The sequence below is a fragment of the Nocardia sp. NPDC004068 genome, assembly GCF_042874315.1.
In the GTDB taxonomy this organism is placed as follows: domain Bacteria; phylum Actinomycetota; class Actinomycetes; order Mycobacteriales; family Mycobacteriaceae; genus Nocardia.
On sequence record NZ_JBIAMW010000018.1, the window covers coordinates 20,442 to 43,278 of the forward strand.

Sequence of the window (22,837 nt, forward strand, 5' to 3'; positions counted from 1 at the left end):
GGGCCCGAGCCTAGCCCGCCGCTACGATGACGCCCGTGAGTTATGCCCAGCCCCTGCCGTCGCGACCCGGCGTGCCCGAGCCGGAGGACCGGGAAGCCGGGCCGACCGAATGGGGTGAACATCCGCACGGCGTGGGCCCGTGGCGCGACGAGTTCGGCACCCCGCCGCCGGACGATCCCCGGCTGGATCCCGATCTGCTCGCGCACGGCGACCGCCGCAATGTCGTCGACGCCTACCGCTACTGGCGGCGAGAGGCGATCGTCGCGGACATCGATCGTCGTCGGCACCCGTTCCACGTGGCCATCGAGAACTTCGGGCACGACGCCAATATCGGCACGGTCGTGCGGACCGCGAACGCGTTCGCGGCGGCCGCGGTGCACATCGTCGGGCGGCGTCGCTGGAATCGCCGGGGCGCCATGGTCACCGACCGCTATCAGCGCATCGAGCATCACGCCGACATGGCCGAGCTGTCGGCGTTCGCCGAGCGCGAGGAACTCATGGTGGTCGCGGTCGACAACGTGCCCGGCTCGGTCCCGCTGGAGAGCGCCCGCCTGCCCCGCAACTGCCTGCTGCTGTTCGGCCAGGAGGGGCCGGGCGTCACCGACGACGCGAAACAGGCGGCGGTGATGACCGTTTCGATCGCCCAGTTCGGTTCCACCCGCAGCATCAACGCCGGGGTGGCCGCGGGGATCGCGATGCACGCCTGGATCCGGCAGCACGCGGATCTCACGACGTCCTGGTAGCCGCTCGCAGCGCCCGGCCGGTCGGCGAGTCCCGCCGCGCGAGCTGGGCCGGGGTGCCCTCGAACATGATCCGCCCGCCGCGCCGCCCCGGCCCGGGGCCGAGGTCGATCACCCGGTCGGCGGCGCGGATGACGTCCAGGTTGTGTTCGATGACCACGAGCGTATTGCCCTGTGCCACAAGCGCGTCCAGCACGCCGAGCAGCGTGTCGATATCGGACAGGTGCAGGCCGGTGGTGGGTTCGTCCAGGACGTAGAGCCGATGACCGTCGGAGCGGGCCAGCTCCTTCGCGATCTTCAACCGCTGACATTCGCCGCCGGACAGGCTGGTCAGCGACTGCCCCAGCCGCAGATATCCCAGGCCCACCTCGTCGAGCCGGCGCAGCGCCCGCGCGACGGCCGGATCGGGCAGCCGCGACACCGCCTCGGCGACGGTCAGGTCGTCGACGTCGGCGATGCTCAGGCCGTCGACGGTGTAGCCGAGCACCTCGGGGGTGAAGCGCCGCCCGCCGCACGCCTCGCAGATCGTCTCCTGACCGTCCATGAACGCCAGATCGGTGTAGATCACCCCGACGCCCTTGCACACCGGGCACGCGCCCGCGGAGTTGGCGCTGAACAGCCGCTCGCTCACGGAGTTGGTGCGCGCGAACAGCTTCCGGATGGCCGGGGCCACGCCGGAGTAGGTGAGCGGCGTGGACCGTCGATTGGTCGACACCGGCCGCTGATCCACGATGGTGGCCGGATGCTGCGCCACCAGTTCGGCCGCCAGGCTCGACTTCCCCGATCCCGCCACGCCGGTCAGTACGGTCAGCACCCCGGTCGGGACGTCCACGCTCACCCCGCGCAGATTGTTGCGGGTGGCATCGGATACCCGCAGCCGTCCGGTCGGCCGCCGCGGCGAGCGTTCGGCGCGGCGGGAGCGCAGCGCTCGCCCGGTCGGCGTGTCGGCGGTGGTCAGGCCGTCGAACGCGCCCTCGTAGACGATCCGGCCACCCGCCGCCCCGGCCGCCGGGCCGACCTCCACGATGTGATCCGCCGCCCGCAGCACGTCCGGGTCGTGCTCCACGACCAGCACCGTATTGCCCTTGTCGCGCAACGACTTCAGCAGTTCGACGGTGGCGGCGACATCGTGCGGATGCAGCCCCACCGTCGGCTCGTCGAAGATGTAGAGCATCTCGATCAGACTGCTGCCCAGATGCCGCACGGTCTTGATGCGCTGCGATTCGCCGCCCGACAGCGTGGTCGTCGGCCGCGCCAGCGACAGGTAGCCGAGCCCGATCGCGGTCAGGGCGGTCAACTTGTCGTGCAGCGCGGAGACGACGGGCTCGACGCGTGAATCCCGCACGCCCGCGACGACTTCCGCGAGTTCGCTCACCTCGAGTCGGCTCATCTCGCCGATCGTGCGGTCGAGCACCCGCGCCGACCGCGCCGCCGGTTCGAGGCGTTCGCCGTGACAGTCCGGGCACGTCCCCGAACGGGTGAACCGTTCCAGCACGGCCTGTTTGCGGTCCGAGAGGGTGTCGGAGGTGTGCAGGTAGACCCGTTCGAACAGCTCGACCACGCTCTCGTAGTCCGCGGGCAGGCCCAGCCGCCGGGCCGCCGCGCCCCCGCGCAACAGGGCCTCGCGTTCGTGGGCGGGCCACTCGCGCAACGGTTTCCGGGTGTCGAACCGGTCGTGGCCGAGGTAGCGTTCCAGCCAGTACTTGCCCGGCGCGAAGCCCGGCAGCCGGATCGCGCCGTCGGGCAGCGTCCGATCGAGATCGACCAGGCTGTCGTCGTCGGTGGTGAGCGTCTCGCCGAGCCCACTGCACGTCGGGCACATTCCGGCCGGATCGTTGAACGAGAAGTGGTTCGATTCGCCGACGTACGGTTCGCCGATCCGCGAGAACAGCAGGCGCAGATAGGTGTACGCGTCGGTGATCGTGCCCACCGTCGAGCGCGCGTTGCCGCCCAGCCGTCGCTGATCGATCACGACCACCGGCGACAACCCCTCGATCAGCTCCACCTCCGGCCGCTCCCAGCGCGGCAGGCGGTTGCGCACGAACGGGGGGAACGTCTCGTTGACCTGATACCCCGCCTCCGCCGCGATGGTGTCGAACACCAGGGAGGACTTCCCCGACCCGGACACCCCGGCGAAGACCACCAGCCGTCCGCGCGGGATGTCGATGTCCACCCCGCGCAGATTGTTGGTGCGTGCGCCCCGGATTCGGATCGTCGCCCCGCTCGCGGCGGCCCGCACCGCGGCGTTCCGGGAGGTCGTCTCGTCGATCGCAGTCATGATCTCGACGCTACGAGCAGATGTGGCCGGATTTTGACCGCGATTCGACGACAATGGCAGACGTGCCCGATGTCACCCGTCGCATGCTCGAACTGCTGGCCTCGCTCCAGACCGGCCGCCGCTTCACCGGCGCCGAGCTGGCCGACCGCCTGGGCACCAGCCCGCGCACCGTGCGCCGCGATGTCGAGCGGCTGCGCGCCTACGGCTATCCGGTGACCACCCAGCCGGGCCCCGGCGGGTACTACCGGCTCGCCGCCGGAACCACGTTGCCGCCCATGGTCTTCGACGACGACGAGGCGGTCGCCACGGTCGTCGGACTCGGAATGCTGGCCGCCGCGCAGGACGCGGGCCTCGGCGGCGCGGCCGAACGCGCCTACGGCAAGATCGACCAGCTGTTGCCGAAACGCCTGCGCGCCGAGGCGACCGCGCTGCGCACCACCCTCGAGGCGGCCGCGACCACCGCCCCGCCCATCGATCCGGACCTGCTGGCCCGGCTGGCGTCGGCGGCGGCGCGGCACGAGCACGTGAGCTTCACCTACACCGCGCGTTCCGGCGCGACCGGCCGTCGCCGGGTCGAGCCGTATCGGCAGGTGTATCGGCATCTGCGGTGGTATCTGCTGGCCTGGGATCGCGATCGCGCGGATTGGCGCTCGTTCCGCATCGACCGCATCGCCGAATTGTCCAGCGGCGGAACGACTTTCCCGCCGCGACCGCTGCCCGCGGAATCGGCGGCGGCCTATCTGCACGCCGAGCAGACCGCGCCCCGGCATCGGGCGGTCGTCACCGTCGACGCGCCCGCGGCCGCCGTGCTCGACGCGCTGAAATTTCAGGAGTGCGTCGTGACGCCGCTCGGCCCCGATCGCTGTTCGATTACCACGTGGGTCGATTCCTTCGAATGGCTCGTCCTCAATCTCACCTTTCTCGACGCCGACTTCGTGATAGAGCACCCCGAGGAGTTTCGGAAACGGTGCCGTGAACTGGGGTCACGCCTGAATCGAGCGGGAAAATCGCGGGTGTGACACATACGGATAACAAATCGGCGGCGAGTCGAGAAATGGCCTGGCACCATTGAGCCATGATTTCGCGGAGCGATCATGCCGAACCCACGGCCGAGATGTGGGCAGAGCGAGCCGACAAGGCCGAATCCGCGATCGTGTCCCGGCACCTGCGCCGGCTGTGGGGGCTGCCCGGCACCGAACTCGGCGTGGTGGGCTGGCCCCCGACCCGCCCCGAACGGGTCTTCGCGAGCTGGCATTACTGGTGGCAGGCGCATCTGATCGACTGCGCGATCGACGCCGCGAACCGCGCCCCCACCCCGCAGCGCCGCGACCGCATCGCCACGCTCGCGCGCACCCATCGGCTCCGCAATCTCGACGGCTGGACCAACAACTACTACGACGATATGGCTTGGCTCGCACTGGCTTTGGAGCGCGCCGAACGCACCCAGGGCCTCACCGAACTGCGCGGCGGGCTGCTGGCACTGGAGAAGGAACTGGTCTCCGGCTGGGATGAGCGATTCGGGGCGCTGCCGTGGCGCAAGGCGTCGGACTTCTTCAACGCCCCCGCCAACGGCCCGGCCGCGATCGTGCTGGCCCGGCTCGGCCACTACGACCGCGCCGCCGAACTGGCCGACTGGCTGGACAAGACGCTGCGCGATCCGGAGACCGCCCTGATCCTCGACGGCGTCCACCTGCCCGGCGGCGAACTCGAACGGGCGGTGTACAGCTACTGCCAGGGCGTGGTGCTCGGGCTCGAGACCGAATTGGCCGTGCACACCGGCGATGTCCAGCACGTCGAGCGGGTCCGCCGGCTGCTGCGCGCGGTGGAGGACCGAATGACCGTGCGCGGCATCGTCTCCGGCGGCGGGGGCGGGGACGGCGGCCTGTTCAACGGCATCCTGATCCGCTACCTCGCGCTCGTCGCGGTGATGCTGCCCGGCGACGAACCCGAACAGGCCGCGGCCCGCCGCGCCGCGGCCATGATCGTCAAATGCTCCGCCCGCGCGGCCTGGGAGCATCGTCTCGACGTCGAGGGCGAACCGCTGTTCGGCCACAACTGGGCCGAACCCGCCCGGCTGCCCACCGGCAGCGCGGGCGCGGGCCTTTTCACCGTGGGCGGCTCGGTCACCTCGTCCCGCGTTCCCGAGCGCGATCTGTCGGTGCAGCTGTCGGGCTGGATGTTGATGGAGGCCGCGCATCTGGTGACGGCCGCCGGGCTCTGACGCCCAGGCCCGCCGTCAGTCCGGGGTCTGGATCCAGCGGTTGCGCACCCGGAATTCGTGCGCGTGCCGGACGGCGACCGGCAGCGGCTGGGTCACGTCGTCGACCTCGAAATCCTCCGCGGGACGCGACATCTCGACCCGGTACTGCCGAATCCCGATGATCGTCCCGGCGACCAGCGCCACCACCAGCGTGCCGATGACCGTGGGCAGCAGCCACGACACCCGCCGCAGGAACCCGCCCGCGTAGAAGCCGATCAGCAGCAGCACCGGCGCCCAGATCACCGCGCCGATGGAACTGGCCACGGTGTACCGGCGATGGTCCATCCGCGCGGCCCCGGCCACCAGCGGGCACAGCGTGCGCACCCACGGGATCCAGCGCGCGACCAGTACGGCGAGGAATCCGTGCCGGTGCAGCAGATCGCTGACCTTCTCCAGGTTGCGGGTGTTGATGTAGCGCCCGTTCTTCCGGGCCACCAGGCGATGACCGGTGCGATGCCCGATCACGTAACCGACCTGGTTACCGGCGATCGCCGCGACCATGGTCGCGACGGCCAGCGCCCAGACCTGGGTGTGGCCGGTCGCGTGCGAGGCCAGCACGATTCCGGCGGTCAGCAACATCGAATCGCCGGGCAGGAACAGGCCGATGATCAGGGCGCACTCGAGGAACACGAAGACGAGGACGACGGTCCAGACGAGCACCGGCCCGGCGGACTGCAGCGAATCCAGTTCGCCCAGTGCGAGGGGTAGCGGCATGGTGGGCAATCCGTCAGCGCGTGGGTTCGTTCGTCGCGACCGGTTCGGCCTCGGCGTCGAGGACCGGCTCGTGGTTGCGCAGCTTCCGCACCACCGAGATGATGCCCGGCAGGATCGAGACGAACACGATGAGCAGGAAGATCGCCTCGACGTGATCGCGGATGAAGCCCACGTTGCCGAGGAAGTAGCCGAGCACGGTCACCCCGCCGCCCCACAGCACGCCGCCGATGATGTCGAAGGTGACGAACTTGCGGTAGTCCATCCGCGACACACCCGCGAGCACCGGCATGAAGGTGCGCACGACCGGCACGAACCGGCCCAGGATGATCGTCTTGGGCCCGTACTTCTCGAAGAAGGCGTGCGTCTCGGTGACGTAGCGCTGTTTGAAGAAACGCCCGTCCTCCCGATGGAACAGCGCCGGACCGATGGCCCGCCCGATCCAGTACGCGCACTGGTCACCCGCCACCGCGGTGACCGCCACCGCGGGCACCAGCACCCAGATCGATACCGGCGGATGGGTGTACGCGGCCAGCATGCCGCCGGTGAACAGCAGCGAATCGCCCGGCAGGATCGGGAACAGCAGACCCGTCTCGATGAAGACGATGACCAGAATGGCCGGGAGCACGGCGTTTTTCAGCCATGTCTCCGTCAACAGGTGCATGGGATCGAGCAGCGCTTTGATTCCGGAGCTACTCGCGACAGCATCAGATATGGCCAGCAAGGTCACGGGCACCACAGTACCGGTGACCCCGCTATCGCACAGAACCTCAGGGCAAGCTCACAGGTTTCGGTTCGGTTCCCCGCCACCCACCCCCTGTCCCCGGCACGCCCTTCGCCGGGGCGGGGTTTCCCCCGGTGCCCCCCGGAAATTAGGGTATGACCTGACAGAACGTTCATCGCCGATACGGAGGTCACTGCTGTGCCCATCGCGACTCCGGAGGTCTACGCCGAGATGCTCGGTCGGGCCAAAGAGAACTCCTTCGCCTTCCCGGCGATCAACTGCACGTCGTCGGAGACGATCAATGCGGCGATCCGCGGCTTCGCCGAGGCGGGCAGCGACGGGATCATCCAATTCTCCACGGGCGGAGCGGAATTCGGCTCGGGCCAGGGCGTCAAGGACATGGTGACCGGCGCGGTCGCGCTCGCGGAGTTCGCGCACGTGGTGGCCGCGAAGTACGACGTCACCATCGCGCTGCACACCGACCACTGCCCCAAGGACAAGCTGGACGGTTTCGTGCGTCCGCTGCTGGCCATCTCGCAGGAACGTGTCAAGGCCGGGCAGCAGCCGCTGTTCCAGTCCCATATGTGGGACGGCTCGGCGATCCCGATCGACGAGAACCTCGAGATCGCGAAGGAACTGCTGAAGCAGACCGCCGCGGCGAACATCATCCTCGAGGTCGAGATCGGCGTGGTCGGCGGCGAGGAGGACGGCGTCGAGAACGCCATCAACGACAAGCTCTACACCTCGCCCGAGGACTTCGAGAAGACCCTCGACGCGCTGGGCGCGGGCGAGAACGGCAAGTACCTGCTCGCCGCCACCTTCGGCAACGTGCACGGCGTGTACAAGCCGGGCAATGTGAAGCTGCGCCCGGAGGTGCTCGCCGAGGGACAGCGGGTGGCCGCGGCCAAGCTCGGCCTCGGCGACGGCGCCAAGCCGTTCGATTTCGTCTTCCACGGCGGTTCGGGTTCGCTGAAGTCGGAGATCGAGGATTCGCTGCGCTACGGCGTGGTGAAGATGAACGTCGACACCGACACCCAGTACGCGTTCACCCGCCCGATCGCCGCGCACATGTTCAGCAATTACGACGGCGTGCTGAAGATCGACGGCGAGGTCGGCAACAAGAAGGTCTACGACCCGCGCAGCTACCTGAAGAAGGCCGAGACCAATATGGCCGCGCGCGTGGTCGAGGCGTGCAACGACCTGAGGTCGGCGGGCAAATCCGTCAGCGCGAAGTAGTTTCGTGAACCGGGCAGCGGCCGGTCTCGGCGCCGGCCGCGTCGCCCTCGCCTTGCCGCCGCGCGCAACGACTGATTTCGTGGACATATGACTGGCGTCGTGGACATCCGGGTGCTCGGCCCGGTGCGTTTGCTCGTCGACGGCGTGCCGGTGGCGGTCGGCGGACCCAAACCGCGGGCCCTGCTGGCCTCGCTCACCGTGAACCGCCGCCGCGCGGTGGCCTCGCAGGCGCTGGCCGATCTGGTGTGGAACGAGCAACCGCCCGACGCGTATTCGGCCAGCCTGCAGGTGTTCGTCTCCAATATCCGCAAGGCGCTGCGCAATTCGGGCGTGGATCCGGCGGAGGTGCTGCGCACCGAGGCGTCCGGCTACCGCCTCGACATTCCCGACGAGGCGTGCGATCTGGGCCGGTTCGAGGCGGCCCGGCGCGCGGGCGCGGAGGCCGCCGCGGCCGGTGCGCACGAACGCGCCGCCCGGCTGTACGGCACCGCGCTCGAACAGTGGAGCGGCAAGGCCCTCGGCGATCTGGCCGGATTGCAGTTCGCCGACAGCTTCGCCACCGCCATGGACGAGGAATGGCTGCTCGCCGCCTCCGCCCGCATCGACGCCGAGATCGCTTGCGGCCGACCGGCTTCGGTGATCGGCGAACTGCTGGCCATGACCAACGCCCACCCCCTGCGCGAACCGCTGTGGGCGCAGCTCATCACGGCGCTGTACCTCTCCGGCCGCCAGGCCGACGCGCTGGAGGCGTGCCGCCGGGTGCGCGCGGTGCTCGCCGACGAACTCGGCATCGATCCGGGTCCGGCGCTGATCCAGCTCGAGCAGCGGGTGCTGCGCCAGGAGACGCTCGATCTGGGCGAGATCACCGCCGCCGAACGCCTCGCCAAGGCCATGACCGAGACCGTCACCGAGGTGCCGCGCAAGGCGCGCGGCGGACTGCTGCGGCTGCCGGACGGCCGGACGGTCCCGATTCCCAAGGGCGGCTTGACGATCGGCCGCATGACCGACAACGATCTGGTGCTCGACGACCCGAAGGTCAGCCGCTATCACGCGCACATCCAGTCCGGCCGCGCGGGCCTGCTGATCCGGGACCTGCACTCCGCCAACGGAATCTACGTCAACGACTACCAGATCGAGAGCGGCACCATGCTTTCCGACGGCGACGTGCTGCGCATCGGCGCGACCGTGCTGCGCTTCGAGGCGGACCGGGCCGCGTCGGCCTAGTGGTCGGCGGCCGTGCAGGCCACGCCGTCGCCGTCGGAGTCCAACCGCCGGTCGTAGCCGGGCTGCCCGGCCAGCAGCGGGGCGCGGCCCTCGGCGATGACCTGGGCGCAGTCGACGAAGTACCGGGTCTCGGGCGCGTCGTCCCGGGGCGCGGGATCGGGGCGGTGCAGCGTCCCGTCGTGGCCGGTGGACCAGCCGGAGCCGCCCGCGCTGGGCGCGGCGCTGGAATCGGATCCGGCCGCGGCCAGCGGCGCCGACACGACACCGGCGGCGAGCAGACCGGCGGCCAGGATCGGGAGGGCGGAACGCCCGGGGCTCGAGATCTTCACGGCGGCAATCCTGTTCAGCGAGGTTTCCTCCCACTGTAGGCGCGAAACCTGTGGATGTTCCCAGGAAAGTTCGGCCCCCGATATGATCCGTCGGCGTGGATTGCCCCCGAATGTCGGGTTCACCCCGGTAGGGTTCTGCCTCGGTGAGAAGCGCGTCCGGGTGGACCGAGGCGAGGGGTTGGAACATGGCCATGCGGCTGCTGGCCGCCGTGGGAGCGGTCGTCGTGGGTGCCGGAACGCTGGTGGGCGCGCAGCAGTCGGTCGCCGCCGCGGAAGACGGTGCGGGCCCGCGCGTTCCGGGCATCGGACCGTGCGCGACCGATCCGGTGCCGGTGCACGCGCCGGTGGTGAGCCGGAACACCGAGATCCCGATCCCGTATCCGGTGGTCACCGTCGATCCGGGTCCGCCGCCGCCGACCACGCCCGTGCGGGTGCCGGTGGATCTCCCGCCCGACCCGTGCGTCAACCCGTGCCCGGATCTGACCGACCGGCCCGAGCCGCAGAGCCTGCTCCAGCAGCTGGGCCTGCCCGAGGTCAAGATCAGCCCCGGGCCGTTCTACCTCGCCGTGCCCGCGGGTCCGCCGCCCGAACCGCCCACCCCGCGCCCGGCCGCGGTCCATCCCCCGACCGAACCGGCCGCCCGGGTGGCCGCCCGGCCCGCGCCCCGGGTGCGGGAGGTGACCGAGGTGGCCAAGGTGACCGGTGCGAATTCGGTGAACCGCACCGACAAACGCTGGCAGGTCTACGGCACCGATCTCGGCATCATGTGGGAGAGCGCGCCCGACGAGATCGCCATGGCCTTCGGCGACACCGTCGGCCTCGGCTTCCATCCGCCGGGCGGGATGGGCGGCGACTGGCGCAGTAACCTGTTGGCGTTCAGCAGCAATCGCGATCTGGACCGCGGCGTGATCTTCGACCGCATGGTGACCGACGCCCGCTGCCACGCCGCCGAGATACTGACCAGCCGCAAGAAGGACAACATCGAGATCACCACGATCCCGACCTCCGGCTTCGCGATCGGGGAGCGGCAGTACCTGAGCTATATGTCGATCCGTACCTGGAACAGCGTGCCCGGCACCTTCTTCACCAACTACGGCGGCATCGCCTACTCCGACGATCACGGCCAGACCTGGACCAAGGACCCGTACGCGCACTGGGACAACATCTTCGGCGTCTCCCAGTTCCAGGTCGGCGCGATGGTCCCGCAGGGCGACTACGTCTACCTGTTCGGCACCCCGAGCACCCGGCTGGGTTCGGTCGGCCTGGCCCGCGTGCCCAAGGACCAGGTCCTCAACACCACCGCCTACCAGTACTGGCGGGGCGGCACCTGGACCCCGGTCGGCGGGGCGGATTCGGCCGAACCGATCGTGGACGCCCCCGCGGGCGAACTCTCGGTGCGCTACGACGCCGCGCGGGACCGCTGGCAGATGAGCTATCTCGACACCGCGAAGGCGGCCATCGTTGTGCGCGAAGCGGATTCACCACAGGGCGTCTGGTCGGAGTCCGCGCCCTTGGTGTCGGCGGTGCAGTTCCCGGAGCTGTACGGCGGCTTCATCCACCCGTGGTCCACGGGCACCGACCTGTACTTCACGCTGAGCACCTGGAGCGACTACAACGTCTACCTGATGCACGCCCGCCTGGACGGGAACTAGCTCAACCGCACCTGGGCCATCGCCCGGCCGAACAGCTTCTTGCCCAGGCAGGTTCCGCTCAGCAGGATGGTCGCGGTGCGGCGCTCGGGATCCAATGACTTGATCCGGCCGCTGAATTCGACCTCGGCGGGCGAAAGCGCCGGCACCGGAACGAAACCCGAGAAGCGCACGCTGTAGCTCTCGATGGCGGTCGGATCGCCCAGCCAGGCGGACAGGTAGTCCGCGCCCAGGCCCATGGTGAGCATGCCGTGCGCCACGACCGACGGCAGGCCCGCGAGTTCGGCCGCGCGGTCGCTGAAGTGGATCGGGTTGGTGTCGCCGGAGACGCCCGCGTAGTTCACCAGATCGCCGCGGCTGACGCGCCGGGTCGCGGTCGGCAGTTCGTCGCCGACGGACAGATCGTCGAAGCCGGGCAGCGTGTTCACCGGTCGCGCGCCGCGGGATTCGGCCAGCGCGGGCGCCTTCGTCGCCTGCTCGCCGTCGAGCGGGATCAGCACGTCCGGATCGCCGCCGACGTCGCGGCGATGCATGACCACACCCTCGACCAGCCGCACGAGATCGGGATCGATGTCCGCGCCCAGCCGGGCGACGATCGTGGTCGTACCGATCTGGACGACCACATCGGCCTCGTCGACGATGATCGTCTTGACGACGATGAAGTCGTTGCCGCGCACCCGCCGGATCGAGTCGATCTCGGCGTCGATGCGCAGCCGGTCACCGGCCTGGATCGGGCGGTGGATCTCGAAGACCTGATCGGTCTGCAACATCTGTGACAGGTCATAGTCGGTGAGGACGTGGTCGAGCAGGGCCTGGGTGGTGATTCCGCCGAGCACCGAGGTGAATGTCGCGGGCGCGACGACCCCGTCGTAGCCGAGCTTGCCCGCGTCGGCCTCGTAGCGGTGGGCCGGGTGGCTGTTCTGTACGGCCCGCGCGAATTCGCGGACCTTCTCCCGGCCGACCTCGTAGTGATCGCGAATTCGGTAGTGCCGCCCGGCGCCTGCCGCGGGGGTCGTCGGATCGGGTGCCAGTTCCGGCATATCCCTCGCTCCCTCGAGTCGTACTGCGTAAATCCTTATCATGTCCATCGCGCATAGCCGCGCGGACGTGACAGGGGCACGCCGTATTTCTCACAATCATCCTGCGGCGTTCGGCGGATCGCACACCTTCCAGCCCTGCGGGGTGTGCTGGAGATCGAAGGTGCGCGCCACCGCCTTGTTCGGATCGGCGTCGGTGTACACGCTGGCCTGCGCGGTGGCCTTCTCGTCGGTGATCTGCACGGCGTCGACGCTGGCGATCTTGGGAATCTTCTTCTGGTCCACGGCCAGTTTGTGCACTCCGGCGTACTGGTCGGGGGCGATGTTCTGGTAGAAGTCGTGCAGCGTGCCACAGGTGCTGTCGCGCAACTTGTCCAGGCTGCCGTCGGCGAGCGCGTCGGTGTAGGTGCCGATCGCGGCGCGCACCTGCGCCTGCGGCGAATTGTCCGTGCCGCCGCTCAATCCGAGCACCGCGGCGACGATCGCGATCACCACCACGATCGCCACGCCGCCGATGATCAGCCAGCGCTTGTCGAGTCCGCCCTTGGCGGCGCTCTGCTCCGGCTGCGGCGGCGGGGCGGCCGGGGGGATGTGCTGCGGCTGCGCGATCGGCCGCGGCGTCACCGGCCGCTGCTGCGACGGCACCGTCGGCTTCAGATCGGCGGGCGAGGGCGCCGCGCCCTGCCGCCCCGGCCCCGCGCCCTGCGACGGCCCCGAAGGTCCTTGCGGCCCAGCGTTCTTCGGCCCCGCGCCCGGCCGCGGCGTCACGGGCGGTTTGGCCACCGGCCCCGGCCCGCCCGGTCGCCGCGCCCCCGGCTGCTGCACCGGCAGAATGGTCGTCGCCGCGTCGGACGGATTCGACACGATCGGCAGCGCGACGGTCTTGGAGTCGTCGTCCCCCGGCTGCGGCCGGTCGTCCCGCTTCCCGGGTTTCGGAATCGCCTCGGTCGCAGCGTCCTTCGCGGGTTCGCCCGGCTCGCCTTGCGGCGCGGGCGCTTTCGCGGCGCCGAAGCGCACGGTGGTGTCGGCACCCGGATCGCCGGAATCGTCGGTGTCCGGTTTACCCTGCGGCGCAGGCGCTTTCTCCGTCCCGAGCTTCTCAGTCCGGTCCGCATCGGCCCCGGCCCCGCCCGGCGTGGCCGCCTCGAATCGCACGGTCTCATCGGATTCGGATTCCGCCTGCCGCTGGGCGGCCGGAGTCCCCTGAATCGGCACCGGCGTGGGCGCCGTCCCCCGCCGCGGCAGATTCATCGGCGCCGCAGGGCCTTTCGCGGCAGCCGCACCGGGTTGCTTCGAGCCCTGGTCGCTCGCGGCCTGTGCGCCGCCATCCCTCGATTTCGGCTGTTCGGCGTCGGTTCCACCGGATGGCTGCGCCGCACCCTGATCGGAGCGAGCCGGTGGCGTCACGGTGCCCGGCTTCCCGCCCTCCGTCGCCTTCTTGTCGCTCGGCGTCTGCGAGGACCGTTCCGCGCCAGCCTGATCCGGCCGTTCGCCCGCCGCACCCGGCTGATCGCCGCCTCGGGTACCAGGGCCGTCCGCCGATGCGGGAGCGGAATTCCCTGCCCCACTCGGGCCGTTCGGCGTTTGTGCCGCGGGCTGACTCGGCCGCTCCGCCGCACGGGGCTCCTCCGAGCGCCCGGCCGGTGTCGGCGCGGGGGCCGAATCCTGCGCTGGGCCAGACTGATTCGAGCGCTCGGCCGGTGCGGGAGCGGAGTTTCCTTCTCCGGACGGGCCGGGGCGGTCGGTTGCTTGGGGTTCAGGTTTATTCGAGCGCCCGGCCGGTGCGGGAGCGGAGTTTCCTGGTCCCGTCGGGCCGGGGTGGTTGGGTCCTTGGGGCTCAGGCTGATTCGAGCGTCCTGCCGGTGTCGGCGCGGGGGCCGGGTTCCCTGCTCCGGTCGGGCCGGGTCGGTTGGGGGCTTGGGGCTCAGGTTGGTTCGAGCGTCCTGCCGCTGTCGGGGCGGGCGCGGCGTTTCCTGGTCCGGTCGGACCGGGGCGGGACGCTTGGGGTCCAGGCCGGTTCGAGCGTTCCGCTGGCGTGGGGGCCGGTCCTCCGGTCGGGCCGGGGCGGTTCGGGGCTTGCGGCCCAGCCTGATTCGAGCGTTCCGCCGGTGTCGGCGCGGGGGTCGGCTTTCCGGTGCCCGCCGGGCCGGGGCGGCCGGGGACTCGCGGACCGTTCGGGCGTCCCGCGGGCGTGGGCTGTGCCGCCTTCGCGGGGCCTGCGGGGGCGGGCGGCGGGCCGCCTTGTGCGCCGGGCTGATTCGGGCGGGCCGGAGGGGTGGGGTTGCCCGGGACCGGCGGATTGGGGCGGCCGGGTGGGGTGGACGTGGGGCCCGGGCGGCCGGTGGCGGGGGCCGGGCGAGTGCTGGCCGGGGTGGGGCCGGGGCGGCCCGTGGGGACGCCGGGGGGTGTGGCGCGCGGACGCGGCGGGGCGGGGGAGGGCGCGACGGAGGGGCGAGTGCCTTGCTTGGGCGGTTCGGGTGTGGCGGTGTCGTCCGCGCGCGTGATGCGCTCGGTCTTGTCCGTGTCCGGGCGGTCGCCCGGTGGTGTCGCGGGACGCTGCTCCGCACCGGCGGAAGGCGATTGCCGGTCGGGCTTCTGGTCGTTCGGGTCGGACACGCGCTACCCCTCGCTCAACGTCAACAGTGCACTCGGGTGGTCAGCCTAACGAGCATTTCCGGCAGCGGTGCACAATGAGCCAATGACCTCCTTCGGCGATCTGCTCGGACCTCAGCCGGTACTGCTACCCGAACTTCCCGACGCGGAGGAGGCGCTGCTCGACAACCAGGACCCGGTGCAGGTGGCCGCCGCCCATCCGACGGCATCCATCGCCTGGGCCCAGCTCGCCGAGGACGCGCTCGCCCGGGCGGAGGCCGCCGGTTCCGATCCCGACGGTACCGTCGCCGCGGACACCATCGCCGCCTACGCCTTCGCCCGCACCGGCTACCACCGCGGCCTCGACCTGTTGCGCCGCAACGGCTGGAAGGGTTTCGGCCCGGTGCCCTGGAGTCACGAACCCAACCGCGGCTTCCTGCGCGCGGTCGGCGCCCTGGCCCGCGCGGCCAAGGCCATCGGCGAGAACGACGAGTACGCCCGCTGCCTCGATCTGCTCGAGGACTGCGACCCCCGCGCCGCCGCCGAACTCGGCCTCGACTGACCGCACCACCGTTGGTACTCGACACCCCGATCACCGTCGACGCGGTTCGCGCCAGCGGGCAACAGCGCCTGCGCAACGGCCTGCAACGGCTGGGCAAATCGGCCCTGCCGATCGTGCAGTGCGCGGTCGGGGCCGCGATCTCCTGGTTCGTCGCGCACCGCCTCATCGGCCATCCGCAGCCGTTCTTCGCGCCGATGGCCGCCATCATCTCGATCGGTGTGTCGTTCGGGGCCCGGCTGCGGCGCTCGGTGGAACTGGTCGCCGGGGTGGCCGTGGGCATCGGCATCGGCGACCTGTTCATCTCGCGGGTGGGCACCGGGCCCTGGCAGATCGCGCTCGTGGTGGCGGTGGCGATGGGCATCGCGGTCTTCCTCGATCGCGGCGCGGTCATCCCCATGCAGGCCGCGAGTTCCGCGGTGCTGGTGGCCACGCTCATGCCGCCGAGTTCCGGCGGCGGCACGAATCGGATGGTCGACGCGCTGGTGGGCGGACTGGTCGGCATCGTGGTCGTGGCGGTCATCCCGCTGCATCCGGTCCGGCGCGCCCGGCAGCAGGCTGCGGACATCCTCGGCGTGACGGGTCGCGCGCTCACCGACTGCGCCGACGGCCTGCACGAACAGGACGCCGAAAAGATCCGCCTCGCACTGGAATCCGTGCGCGGCACCCAATCCCAGATCGAGGGCCTGCGCAGCGCGCTCGAGGGCGGCCGCGAGGTCAGCCGAATCTCTCCGCTGTACTGGAACTCTCGCCGCCGCCTCGAGGCGATCCGCGCCGCCGCCGACCCGCTCGACAACGCCGTCCGCAACACCCGCGTCCTGCTGCGCCGCGCCCTGACCCTCGTCCGCGACGACGAGATCCTCGACCCGCGCCTGGTCGAGGAGGTCGAGGAACTCGGCAAGGCCGTCGACGTGGTGCGCCGCTACGTGCTCGCCGATCCGGACGAACAGCCCGACGCCGCCGAGGCGACCCGGGTGCTGCGCCGGGTCGCCAAGGGCGCCACCAAGGATCTGGTCGACGGCGCGGGACTCTCGGCGCACGTCGTCTTCGCCCAGCTGCGCTCGATCGTGGTGGATCTGATGCAGGTGTGCGGGGTCAAGCGGCTGTCAGCGATCGCCCTGCTACCGCCCACGGTCGCGAATCCCTATGTGACTCCGCAGGACTGAGTAGGCGCGCGAAAAATCTTCGGGTAGTTCACTACTCGTGTCCCGGAACCGGCGCGCTCGTAACTTGGGTGATGGCCGCGCCGACGAGGGGTGGTGCGGCCGGATCTGCCGTCGGCGGAGCAAGGGGGCCGCCGACGGCAGGTTCTCAGAAGTTCCAGAACGTCACCAGATACAGCCCGAGTTCGTGCCAGCCCGGCGGCACACCCGACAGGTCGAACAGGGCGTTCACCACTCCGAAGAACGCGTCCGCCGCGGGCTTCAACCCCCACAGCACCGCGAACAACAGCAGCACGCCGAACGGCTTGACCTGATCCAGCGATCGCCGGGTCTGATAACTCAACGACGGTTCCAGAATCCCGTACCCGTCGGTGCCCGGAATCGGCAGCAGATTCAACACGGTCGCGGTGACCTGGAGGAACGCCAGGAAGCTGAGCCCGAACCAGAACGCCGCGTGCTCGTGGGCCGACCCGAACAGCCGCACGACGATCAGCAGCACCACCGCGCACACCGCGTTGACCGCGGGACCGGACCCGCTGATGATCCGCTGCGTGCGGGGGGAGAACAGATGCGAGTGCACGTACACCGCGCCGCCGGGCAGCGCGAATCCGCCCACCGCGATGAACAGGATCGGCAGGCCGATCGACAGCAGCGGGTGGCTGTACCTCAACGGATTCAGCGTCAGATACCCGCGCAGTTCCACCTCGCGGTCCCCGGCCCGGAACGCGGTGTACGCGTGCCCGAATTCGTGCAGGCACACCGACACGATCCAGCCGAACACCACCATGACGAACACGCCGATCCGAGCCTGCGTGGACGACCAGGGTTCGGCGAGCCACGCCAACACCCCACCGGCCACCGTCGCGGCGACGATCAACAGAAACACAGGACTGGGCAGTATCTGATGGCGACGGGCGCGGGGCCCTACGTGGTTACGCAAGCTGCCTCCTTCGGGCCCGTCGCGCCCGTCGCAACCGCCCCGGAGACGCGGCGCTCCCCGAACGAACGGCTCATCGCACGAGTATCCAGGGCTCGTGGTGGCGATAGAAACTCGCGCGCGGTACGGTCCGGTCGGTGGCGACGCCGTCGCGGGTCACCAGGGCGCCCGGGGTGCCCAGTTGCACGGCGCGACCGGAGATCCAGCGCCGCTTGCGAATTCCGCGCTGGGCCGAGGCGCGCAGGCCGGGTTCGTCGAGGGTCGGCGAAACATGCAGGGCCGTAACCCTTCCCGTGAACAGTCGCACGTCGTCCACGTACGCCTCCCCCTCCAGTCGGCCGCCGTCGCGGCCGGTGAGCGTGGCGCGCCCGACCAGCACCTTGCCCGCGTCGTCGCGGATCAGCGGCGTCTTGGTCGGCGTGCCGTCCAGCGCGCGCTTCGCCGCGGCCGAGCCGGTTCCGGTCTGATAGGCCCGCGAACCGTAGGTCCGATCCACCGGCACGTAGCCGATCTCCACATGCAGCCGCTCGGTTCGCATGAGATGGGTGAGCACCGCCGCGAGTCCCGCGTCCTCCCCGAGCACGATCAGCCTGGGCAGGCTGTCCGCCGCCAGCACCGGCAGCAACTCATCGATTGCCGTAGCGTCCGGGATCGCGGCGGTCTGCGTCATGGGCAGCGACGCGAGCGCGATCGGCACGGGTGCACCGCTGCAGCGGAGAACATGAGTACTCAACTGCGGTACACCCTCCTCGGACCTGACACCTGATCGTCCTCGCTGCCCGGCGAACCGAACCGATCCACCTCCGGCTGCCACCATAGCCCGCGATCCCCGAACCCCGCTCCGCTCGTCCGCGCTCCCCGCCGCACCGCGTCCGCTGGGCCATCCATGACCCGCTTCGCCCGCCCCTGCTCCGCACTCCCGACCTTGGTCGGGCTATCCATCACCCCGCTTCGCCCGCCCGCGCGCCGCACTCCCAACCTTGGTTGGGCTATCCATTAGACTGTGCTCCCGGCCACCGCCTCGGAAACGGCAGGTAGCTGCAGCACGTTGGGTGTTGCGCGTCGAACCGTAGGAGACTCCACATGCCGGCAATCGTCCTGATCGGCGCCCAATGGGGCGACGAGGGTAAGGGCAAAGCTACCGATCTGCTGGGCGGGCGAGTCCAATGGGTGGTGCGCTACCAGGGCGGCAACAATGCCGGGCATACCGTGGTCCTGCCCAACGGCGACAACTTCGCGCTGCATCTGATCCCCTCGGGCATCCTCACCCCGGGCGTGACCAATGTCATCGGCAACGGCGTGGTGGTGGATCCCGGTGTCCTGCTGGAGGAATTGGCCGGGCTCGAGCAGCGCGACGTCGACACCTCGCGGCTGCTGCTGTCCGCCGACGCGCATCTGATCATGCCGTACCACGTGGCCATCGATAAGGTCACCGAACGCTTCCTGGGCAACAAGAAGATCGGCACCACCGGCCGCGGCATCGGACCCTGCTATCAGGACAAGGTCGCCCGCGTCGGCGTGCGCGTGGCCGATCTGCTGGACGAGAAGATCCTCACCCAGAAGGTCGAGGCCGCACTGGAATTCAAGAACCAGGTGCTGGTCAAGATCTACAACCGCCGCGCGCTGGACCCGCAGCAGGTCGTCGACGAGGTGCTCACCAAGGCCGAGGGTTTCGCGCATCGCATCAGCGACACCCGCCTGCTGCTCAACCAGGCCCTCGAACGCGGCGAGATCCTCCTGCTGGAGGGTTCGCAGGGCACCCTGCTCGACGTCGATCACGGCACGTATCCCTATGTGACGTCGTCGAATCCGACCTCGGGCGGCGCGGCCGTCGGATCGGGCATCGGCCCCAACAAGATCGGCACCGTGCTCGGCATCCTCAAGGCGTACACCACCCGCGTCGGCTCGGGCCCGTTCCCGACCGAATTGTTCGACCAGTCCGGCGAATACCTCGCCAAGACCGGCGGCGAGGTCGGCGTCACCACCGGCCGCGCCCGCCGCACCGGCTGGTTCGACGCCGTGATCGCCCGCTACGCCACTCGCGTCAACGGCATCACCGACTACTTCCTCACCAAACTCGACGTGCTCTCCAGCCTCGACCGCGTCCCGATCTGCGTCGCCTACGAGATCGACGGCCGCCGCGTCGAGCAGATGCCCACCACCCAAACCGAATTCCACCACGCCCGCCCCATCTACGAGGAGATGCCCGGTTGGTGGGAGGACATCTCCCACGCCCGCACCTTCGAAGACCTCCCCCCCAACGCCCGCGCCTACGTCCACCGCCTCGAGGAACTCTCCGGCGCCCGCATCTCCTGCATCGGCGTAGGCCCCGGCCGCGACGAAACCATCGTCCGCCACGACGTCCTCACCTGACCCAGCTACACCAACCCAGCCGCACCCTTTATTCGCCGTCGCACCCTTTGCAGGGGGTGCGGATCCCGATAAGGGGTGCGGCTGGGTTGCCGTGCCTGGGGGCGGTAGCAGGGTGAGGGGTGCGGCTGGGTTGCCGTGCCTGGGGTCAGTAGCAGGTGAGGGGGGTGAGGGGGTCGGTGGTGTGGGGGGAGAGGGCCGCGTAGGTGGTGGCTATGGATTTGACCGCGAGGCGGAGGTCGGATTCCTCGTGGGTGAAGGGGAGGCGGAGGAAGCGTTCGAAGGCGCCCTGGACGCCGAAGCGGGGGCCCGCGGCGAGCAGGACGCCGTGGTTGGGGGCGGTGGCGGCGAGGGAGGTGGAGACGGGGGCGGGGAGTTGGACCCACAGGGACATGCCGCCCGCGCCCTCGACGGCGCGCCAGTCGGGCAGTTCCTCGGCGAGCGCGTCGAGCAGAGCCGTTCGGCGCGAACGCAATTGGTCGCGGCGGCGGGCCAGGATGGTGTCGGCGTGGGCGAGGAGATGACCCGTGGCCAGCTGGTCCATGACCGGGGTGCCGAGGTCCATGCTGGAGCGGGTGCCGAGCAGCTTCGTGATCAGTGCGGGATTGGTACGGATCCAACCCACCCGCAGGCCGCCCCAGAACGACTTGGACGCCGAACCGATGGTGACGATCTCCGACCCGCGCGCGAACGCGGCGGCCGGTGGCGGCGCCTCGCCGTCGAGCTGCTGATCGACCATGGACTCGTCCACGATCACCGTCATCCGCGTCTCCCGGGCGATAGCGGCCAGTTCGGCGCGGGACTCGGCGTCCATCAGCAGCCCGGTCGGATTGTTGAAGTCGGGCACGAGATAGGCGGTGCTGGCCGCGGTTTGCCGTGCGGCACTGCGGATTCCGTCGAGATCCCAGCCGGCCTCGGGATGTTCGGGCCGCAGCGGCACCGGCACCGGGCGCGCGCCGACATCGCGAATGGCCTCGATGGCGTTGGGATACGTCGGATGATCGATCAGCACCCGTTCGGCCGGGGCGGTGAGCACATTGAGCAGCAGCCGTAGACCGTGCTGCGCGCCGAGGGTGATCAGGATCTGGTCCGGCTCGGTCGGCAGCCCGCGTTCGGTGTAGCGCCGCGCGACGGCCTCCCGCAGCGTCAGCACCCCCACCGGATCCATGCCGTGCGTGCCGAGATAGATCGGAAGTCCTTGCAGCGCGGCGGTATACGCCTCGGTCATCTCCGGCGGCGCGGACATGGCGGCGTAGGTGAGATCGATCGTGGGCAGCTCGCTCGGCGGCATCATGGCGAGAATGCCGCGGGTCGGCTTGGTCCCGTCGTGGCTGACCGTCGCGGGCAGCGCGACCGTACTGCGCGAACCCTGCCTGCTCACCAGATAGCCGTGCTCGCGCAGCAGGGCATAGGCCGAGGTCACGGTGGTCCGGCTGACGCCCAGCGTCCCGGCCAGATCACGCTCGCTGGGCAGCGCGACACCCAGCGGGGCGCGCCCGTCGTGGATCAGCAGCCGAATGCCCTCGGCCAGCGCCAGATACGCGGGGCGGGCCGAACGCCGGGCGTTCGACTCGTCCGCGTCGTCGTGCCGCCAGCGGCCCAGATCCCGGGTGAGGGTGGCGGCGCTGATCACTCGTGTAGCCATGCGGTCCAGTATCGGGGTGCTGGATATGTATTTCAAGTCCAATCCGGCGCATCGCGAGAGCCATGCTGTCCTTCCTCGCCGCCCTCATCGTCGTCGTGACCTTCGCCGTGCTCGTGCACCGCTATGCCCCGAAGCGGGGTGAGCGGGTCGCGGAACTCCTGGAAAAGTATCGTCCACATGCGCCGATGGCCGACTGGTCGATGTCGTACTACGAACGGCAACGCCAGTATTCGGATCTGTCGGCGGTCAGTGCCCGACTGGCGGAGGAGTCCACTTTCGCGAAACTGGACCGTTGATTCCGAACTTGTCGGTCCCGTGGTGCACACTGGCCTCATGCCCGAACCGGACCGGCCGGACCTCTCGGCCGCCCTCTTCGACACCGCCATCGGCCCCTGCGCCCTGGTCTGGACCGATGCCGGTGTGGTGCGGTTCCTGCTGCCCGAGTCCACGCCCGAGGCCACCCGCGCGGCCGCGCTGCGCCGCCACCGCGGCCGCGCGGTCCGGGAGACCGAGCCGACCGGCGTCATCGCCGACGCCGTCGCGCAGGCCCGCGCCCACCTGACCGGCGCCCTGCACGACCTGCGCGCGATTCCCTTGGACCACAGCGGAATTCCCGAATTCGACCGCGCCGTCTACCGCGTCACCCGAGCCATCGACCCCGGCCGCACCCTCAGCTACGGTCAGGTCGCGGCCCGCATCGGCCATCCGCACGCCGCCCAGGCGGTCGGACAGACCTTGGGCCGCAATCCGATTCCGCTGATCGTGCCGTGTCACCGAGTCCTGGCCGCCGACCACGCCCTGCACGGCTTCTCCGCTCCGGGCGGACTGACCACCAAGGAACGCCTGCTCGAGATCGAGCGCACCCCGGGCTTCGGCGAGCCGACGCTGTTCTGACCCGCCCACCGAGCCCGCGGATTCGCCTACTGCTTGGGCGGATTCCCCGGAATGGCGTTCTGCAACCCGTCGACCACCGCGTCCGGCACGAACTCCGGCACCGGCACCTCGGAATCCCCGATGCGGATGCTGTGCGGATTCGGCGGGGGCGGCGTCTCGGTCTTCTCCGGCGTGGACGGCCGCGGTCGCGGCGCCTGGGCGGGCGCAGGCGGAGTGGCGGCCCGCAGTTCGGCGTGTTCCTCGTTGTCGGGCGTGGCCGGTGCCGTGACACCGGGCTGAACCGGACCGGGTTCGGCCAGCGCGATCCCCGTGCAGCCCACCGCGATCGCGAAGGGAACCGCGATCAGGCCGACGCGAATCCCGCCCCGCGTGCTCCGACTCCGACGCCTCATGTCGAGACCACCACCCTCCCTGGGGATCCGCAGAACAGCAACGGCGACGGTCCGCCGCCCGAGTGCATCGTAGTCGGCGATCCTCCCCACAGCCATC

21 protein-coding genes are annotated in these 22,837 nt (G+C 70.2%); 11 read left to right on the forward strand and 10 right to left on the reverse strand.

Going from position 1 to position 22,837, the window contains the following annotated elements:
• Positions 1-26: 26 nt before the first annotated feature.
• A complete protein-coding gene (locus tag ACFYTQ_RS32705) occupies positions 27-743 on the forward strand; it encodes a TrmH family RNA methyltransferase (RefSeq protein WP_387369273.1) in 717 nt (238 codons plus the stop codon).
• On the opposite strand, the gene ACFYTQ_RS32710 is transcribed toward ACFYTQ_RS32705, so the two are convergent.
• Positions 727-3,018, reverse strand: a complete 2,292-nt coding sequence (locus ACFYTQ_RS32710; RefSeq protein WP_387369275.1) for an ATP-binding cassette domain-containing protein — start codon at positions 3,016-3,018, stop codon at positions 727-729. The genes ACFYTQ_RS32705 and ACFYTQ_RS32710 overlap by 17 nt on opposite strands.
• Before the next feature lie 62 nt (positions 3,019-3,080).
• On the opposite strand from ACFYTQ_RS32710, the gene ACFYTQ_RS32715 reads away from it, so the two are divergent.
• Both ACFYTQ_RS32715 and ACFYTQ_RS32720 read left to right on the forward strand, forming a co-directional pair.
• Positions 3,081-4,037 carry a helix-turn-helix transcriptional regulator gene (locus ACFYTQ_RS32715; protein ID WP_387369277.1) on the forward strand — a complete coding sequence of 319 codons (957 nt, stop codon included), beginning with the start codon at positions 3,081-3,083 and terminating at the stop codon, positions 4,035-4,037.
• A 56-nt stretch (positions 4,038-4,093) separates the two neighbouring features.
• Positions 4,094-5,239 carry a glycoside hydrolase family 76 protein gene (locus ACFYTQ_RS32720; protein ID WP_387369279.1) on the forward strand — a complete coding sequence of 382 codons (1,146 nt, stop codon included), beginning with the start codon at positions 4,094-4,096 and terminating at the stop codon, positions 5,237-5,239.
• 15 nt (positions 5,240-5,254) lie between these two features.
• On the opposite strand, the gene ACFYTQ_RS32725 is transcribed toward ACFYTQ_RS32720, so the two are convergent.
• Together ACFYTQ_RS32725 and ACFYTQ_RS32730 are read right to left on the reverse strand one after the other, a co-directional pair.
• Complete coding sequence (locus tag ACFYTQ_RS32725) at positions 5,255-5,992, reverse strand: DedA family protein (RefSeq protein ID WP_387369281.1); 738 nt, start codon at positions 5,990-5,992, stop codon at positions 5,255-5,257.
• A 13-nt stretch (positions 5,993-6,005) separates the two neighbouring features.
• A complete protein-coding gene (locus tag ACFYTQ_RS32730; protein ID WP_387369486.1) occupies positions 6,006-6,704 on the reverse strand; it encodes a DedA family protein in 699 nt (232 codons plus the stop codon).
• 207 nt (positions 6,705-6,911) lie between these two features.
• Here ACFYTQ_RS32730 and fbaA point away from each other — a divergent pair, with 207 nt between their 5' ends.
• Both fbaA and ACFYTQ_RS32740 read left to right on the forward strand, forming a co-directional pair.
• Positions 6,912-7,949, forward strand: coding sequence for a class II fructose-bisphosphate aldolase (gene fbaA / locus ACFYTQ_RS32735; protein WP_387369283.1), 1,038 nt, complete (start codon positions 6,912-6,914; stop codon positions 7,947-7,949).
• Positions 7,950-8,036: 87 nt separating this feature from the next.
• A complete protein-coding gene (locus ACFYTQ_RS32740; RefSeq protein ID WP_387369285.1) occupies positions 8,037-9,173 on the forward strand; it encodes a BTAD domain-containing putative transcriptional regulator in 1,137 nt (378 codons plus the stop codon).
• On the opposite strand, the gene ACFYTQ_RS32745 is transcribed toward ACFYTQ_RS32740, so the two are convergent.
• Positions 9,170-9,502, reverse strand: a complete 333-nt coding sequence (locus ACFYTQ_RS32745) for an excalibur calcium-binding domain-containing protein (RefSeq protein WP_387369287.1) — start codon at positions 9,500-9,502, stop codon at positions 9,170-9,172. The genes ACFYTQ_RS32740 and ACFYTQ_RS32745 overlap by 4 nt on opposite strands.
• A gap of 185 nt (positions 9,503-9,687) precedes the next feature.
• Between ACFYTQ_RS32745 and ACFYTQ_RS32750 the strand changes: the two genes are divergently transcribed.
• The gene (locus tag ACFYTQ_RS32750) at positions 9,688-11,154 is read left to right on the forward strand and encodes a DUF4185 domain-containing protein (protein ID WP_387369289.1); all 1,467 of its coding nucleotides are present in this window, start codon (positions 9,688-9,690) and stop codon (positions 11,152-11,154) included.
• Here the strand turns inward: ACFYTQ_RS32750 and ACFYTQ_RS32755 are convergent.
• On the reverse strand, positions 11,151-12,191 hold the full coding sequence (locus ACFYTQ_RS32755; protein ID WP_387369291.1) for a fused (3R)-hydroxyacyl-ACP dehydratase subunits HadA/HadB: 1,041 nt from the start codon (positions 12,189-12,191) through the stop codon (positions 11,151-11,153). The two genes, ACFYTQ_RS32750 and ACFYTQ_RS32755, sit on opposite strands and share 4 nt — an antisense overlap.
• A gap of 96 nt (positions 12,192-12,287) precedes the next feature.
• Entirely contained in the window at positions 12,288-13,439 is a 1,152-nt protein-coding gene (locus ACFYTQ_RS32760; RefSeq protein WP_387369293.1) for a hypothetical protein, read from the reverse strand.
• A 1,447-nt stretch (positions 13,440-14,886) separates the two neighbouring features.
• On the opposite strand from ACFYTQ_RS32760, the gene ACFYTQ_RS32765 reads away from it, so the two are divergent.
• Entirely contained in the window at positions 14,887-15,342 is a 456-nt protein-coding gene (locus ACFYTQ_RS32765) for a DUF3151 domain-containing protein (protein WP_387369295.1), read from the forward strand.
• Between the two features lie 11 nt (positions 15,343-15,353).
• Positions 15,354-16,505: an aromatic acid exporter family protein gene (locus ACFYTQ_RS32770; RefSeq protein ID WP_387369297.1), complete on the forward strand. Its 1,152-nt coding sequence runs from the start codon at positions 15,354-15,356 to the stop codon at positions 16,503-16,505.
• Positions 16,506-16,650: 145 nt separating this feature from the next.
• On the opposite strand, the gene ACFYTQ_RS32775 is transcribed toward ACFYTQ_RS32770, so the two are convergent.
• Both ACFYTQ_RS32775 and ACFYTQ_RS32780 read right to left on the reverse strand, forming a co-directional pair.
• Positions 16,651-17,388, reverse strand: coding sequence for a site-2 protease family protein (locus ACFYTQ_RS32775; protein ID WP_387369299.1), 738 nt, complete (start codon positions 17,386-17,388; stop codon positions 16,651-16,653).
• Positions 17,389-17,512: 124 nt separating this feature from the next.
• Positions 17,513-18,136, reverse strand: coding sequence for a hypothetical protein (locus ACFYTQ_RS32780; protein ID WP_387369301.1), 624 nt, complete (start codon positions 18,134-18,136; stop codon positions 17,513-17,515).
• A gap of 386 nt (positions 18,137-18,522) precedes the next feature.
• Here ACFYTQ_RS32780 and ACFYTQ_RS32785 point away from each other — a divergent pair, with 386 nt between their 5' ends.
• Positions 18,523-19,812 (forward strand): adenylosuccinate synthase, encoded by a 1,290-nt coding sequence (locus tag ACFYTQ_RS32785; protein WP_387369303.1) that lies wholly within the window; start codon positions 18,523-18,525, stop codon positions 19,810-19,812.
• Between the two features lie 145 nt (positions 19,813-19,957).
• Here ACFYTQ_RS32785 and ACFYTQ_RS32790 read toward each other — a convergent pair whose 3' ends face one another.
• On the reverse strand, positions 19,958-21,454 hold the full coding sequence (locus tag ACFYTQ_RS32790; protein ID WP_387369305.1) for a PLP-dependent aminotransferase family protein: 1,497 nt from the start codon (positions 21,452-21,454) through the stop codon (positions 19,958-19,960).
• Between the two features lie 62 nt (positions 21,455-21,516).
• Here ACFYTQ_RS32790 and ACFYTQ_RS32795 point away from each other — a divergent pair, with 62 nt between their 5' ends.
• Both ACFYTQ_RS32795 and ACFYTQ_RS32800 read left to right on the forward strand, forming a co-directional pair.
• Entirely contained in the window at positions 21,517-21,750 is a 234-nt protein-coding gene (locus tag ACFYTQ_RS32795) for a hypothetical protein (protein ID WP_387369307.1), read from the forward strand.
• A 37-nt stretch (positions 21,751-21,787) separates the two neighbouring features.
• Positions 21,788-22,348 carry a methylated-DNA--[protein]-cysteine S-methyltransferase gene (locus ACFYTQ_RS32800; RefSeq protein WP_387369309.1) on the forward strand — a complete coding sequence of 187 codons (561 nt, stop codon included), beginning with the start codon at positions 21,788-21,790 and terminating at the stop codon, positions 22,346-22,348.
• 26 nt (positions 22,349-22,374) lie between these two features.
• On the opposite strand, the gene ACFYTQ_RS32805 is transcribed toward ACFYTQ_RS32800, so the two are convergent.
• Positions 22,375-22,740, reverse strand: coding sequence for a hypothetical protein (locus ACFYTQ_RS32805; RefSeq protein ID WP_387369311.1), 366 nt, complete (start codon positions 22,738-22,740; stop codon positions 22,375-22,377).
• Positions 22,741-22,837: the final 97 nt, after the last annotated feature.

What these genes read in the sequence shown, in the direction of transcription:
- ACFYTQ_RS32795 (WP_387369307.1), top strand. Translation starts at nt 21,517, where the DNA reads ATGCTGTCCTTCCTCGCCGCCCTCATCGTCGTCGTGACCTTCGCCGTG.
- ACFYTQ_RS32750 (WP_387369289.1), top strand. Translation starts at nt 9,688, where the DNA reads ATGGCCATGCGGCTGCTGGCCGCCGTGGGAGCGGTCGTCGTGGGTGCC.
- ACFYTQ_RS32790 (WP_387369305.1), bottom strand. Translation starts at nt 21,454, where the DNA reads ATGGCTACACGAGTGATCAGCGCCGCCACCCTCACCCGGGATCTGGGC.
- ACFYTQ_RS32805 (WP_387369311.1), bottom strand. Translation starts at nt 22,740, where the DNA reads ATGAGGCGTCGGAGTCGGAGCACGCGGGGCGGGATTCGCGTCGGCCTG.
- ACFYTQ_RS32720 (WP_387369279.1), top strand. Translation starts at nt 4,094, where the DNA reads ATGATTTCGCGGAGCGATCATGCCGAACCCACGGCCGAGATGTGGGCA.
- ACFYTQ_RS32710 (WP_387369275.1), bottom strand. Translation starts at nt 3,018, where the DNA reads ATGACTGCGATCGACGAGACGACCTCCCGGAACGCCGCGGTGCGGGCC.
- ACFYTQ_RS32785 (WP_387369303.1), top strand. Translation starts at nt 18,523, where the DNA reads ATGCCGGCAATCGTCCTGATCGGCGCCCAATGGGGCGACGAGGGTAAG.
- ACFYTQ_RS32705 (WP_387369273.1), top strand. Translation starts at nt 27, where the DNA reads ATGACGCCCGTGAGTTATGCCCAGCCCCTGCCGTCGCGACCCGGCGTG.
- ACFYTQ_RS32760 (WP_387369293.1), bottom strand. Translation starts at nt 13,439, where the DNA reads ATGAATCTGCCGCGGCGGGGGACGGCGCCCACGCCGGTGCCGATTCAG.
- ACFYTQ_RS32740 (WP_387369285.1), top strand. Translation starts at nt 8,037, where the DNA reads ATGACTGGCGTCGTGGACATCCGGGTGCTCGGCCCGGTGCGTTTGCTC.
- ACFYTQ_RS32755 (WP_387369291.1), bottom strand. Translation starts at nt 12,191, where the DNA reads ATGCCGGAACTGGCACCCGATCCGACGACCCCCGCGGCAGGCGCCGGG.
- ACFYTQ_RS32725 (WP_387369281.1), bottom strand. Translation starts at nt 5,992, where the DNA reads ATGCCGCTACCCCTCGCACTGGGCGAACTGGATTCGCTGCAGTCCGCC.
- ACFYTQ_RS32765 (WP_387369295.1), top strand. Translation starts at nt 14,887, where the DNA reads ATGACCTCCTTCGGCGATCTGCTCGGACCTCAGCCGGTACTGCTACCC.
- ACFYTQ_RS32800 (WP_387369309.1), top strand. Translation starts at nt 21,788, where the DNA reads ATGCCCGAACCGGACCGGCCGGACCTCTCGGCCGCCCTCTTCGACACC.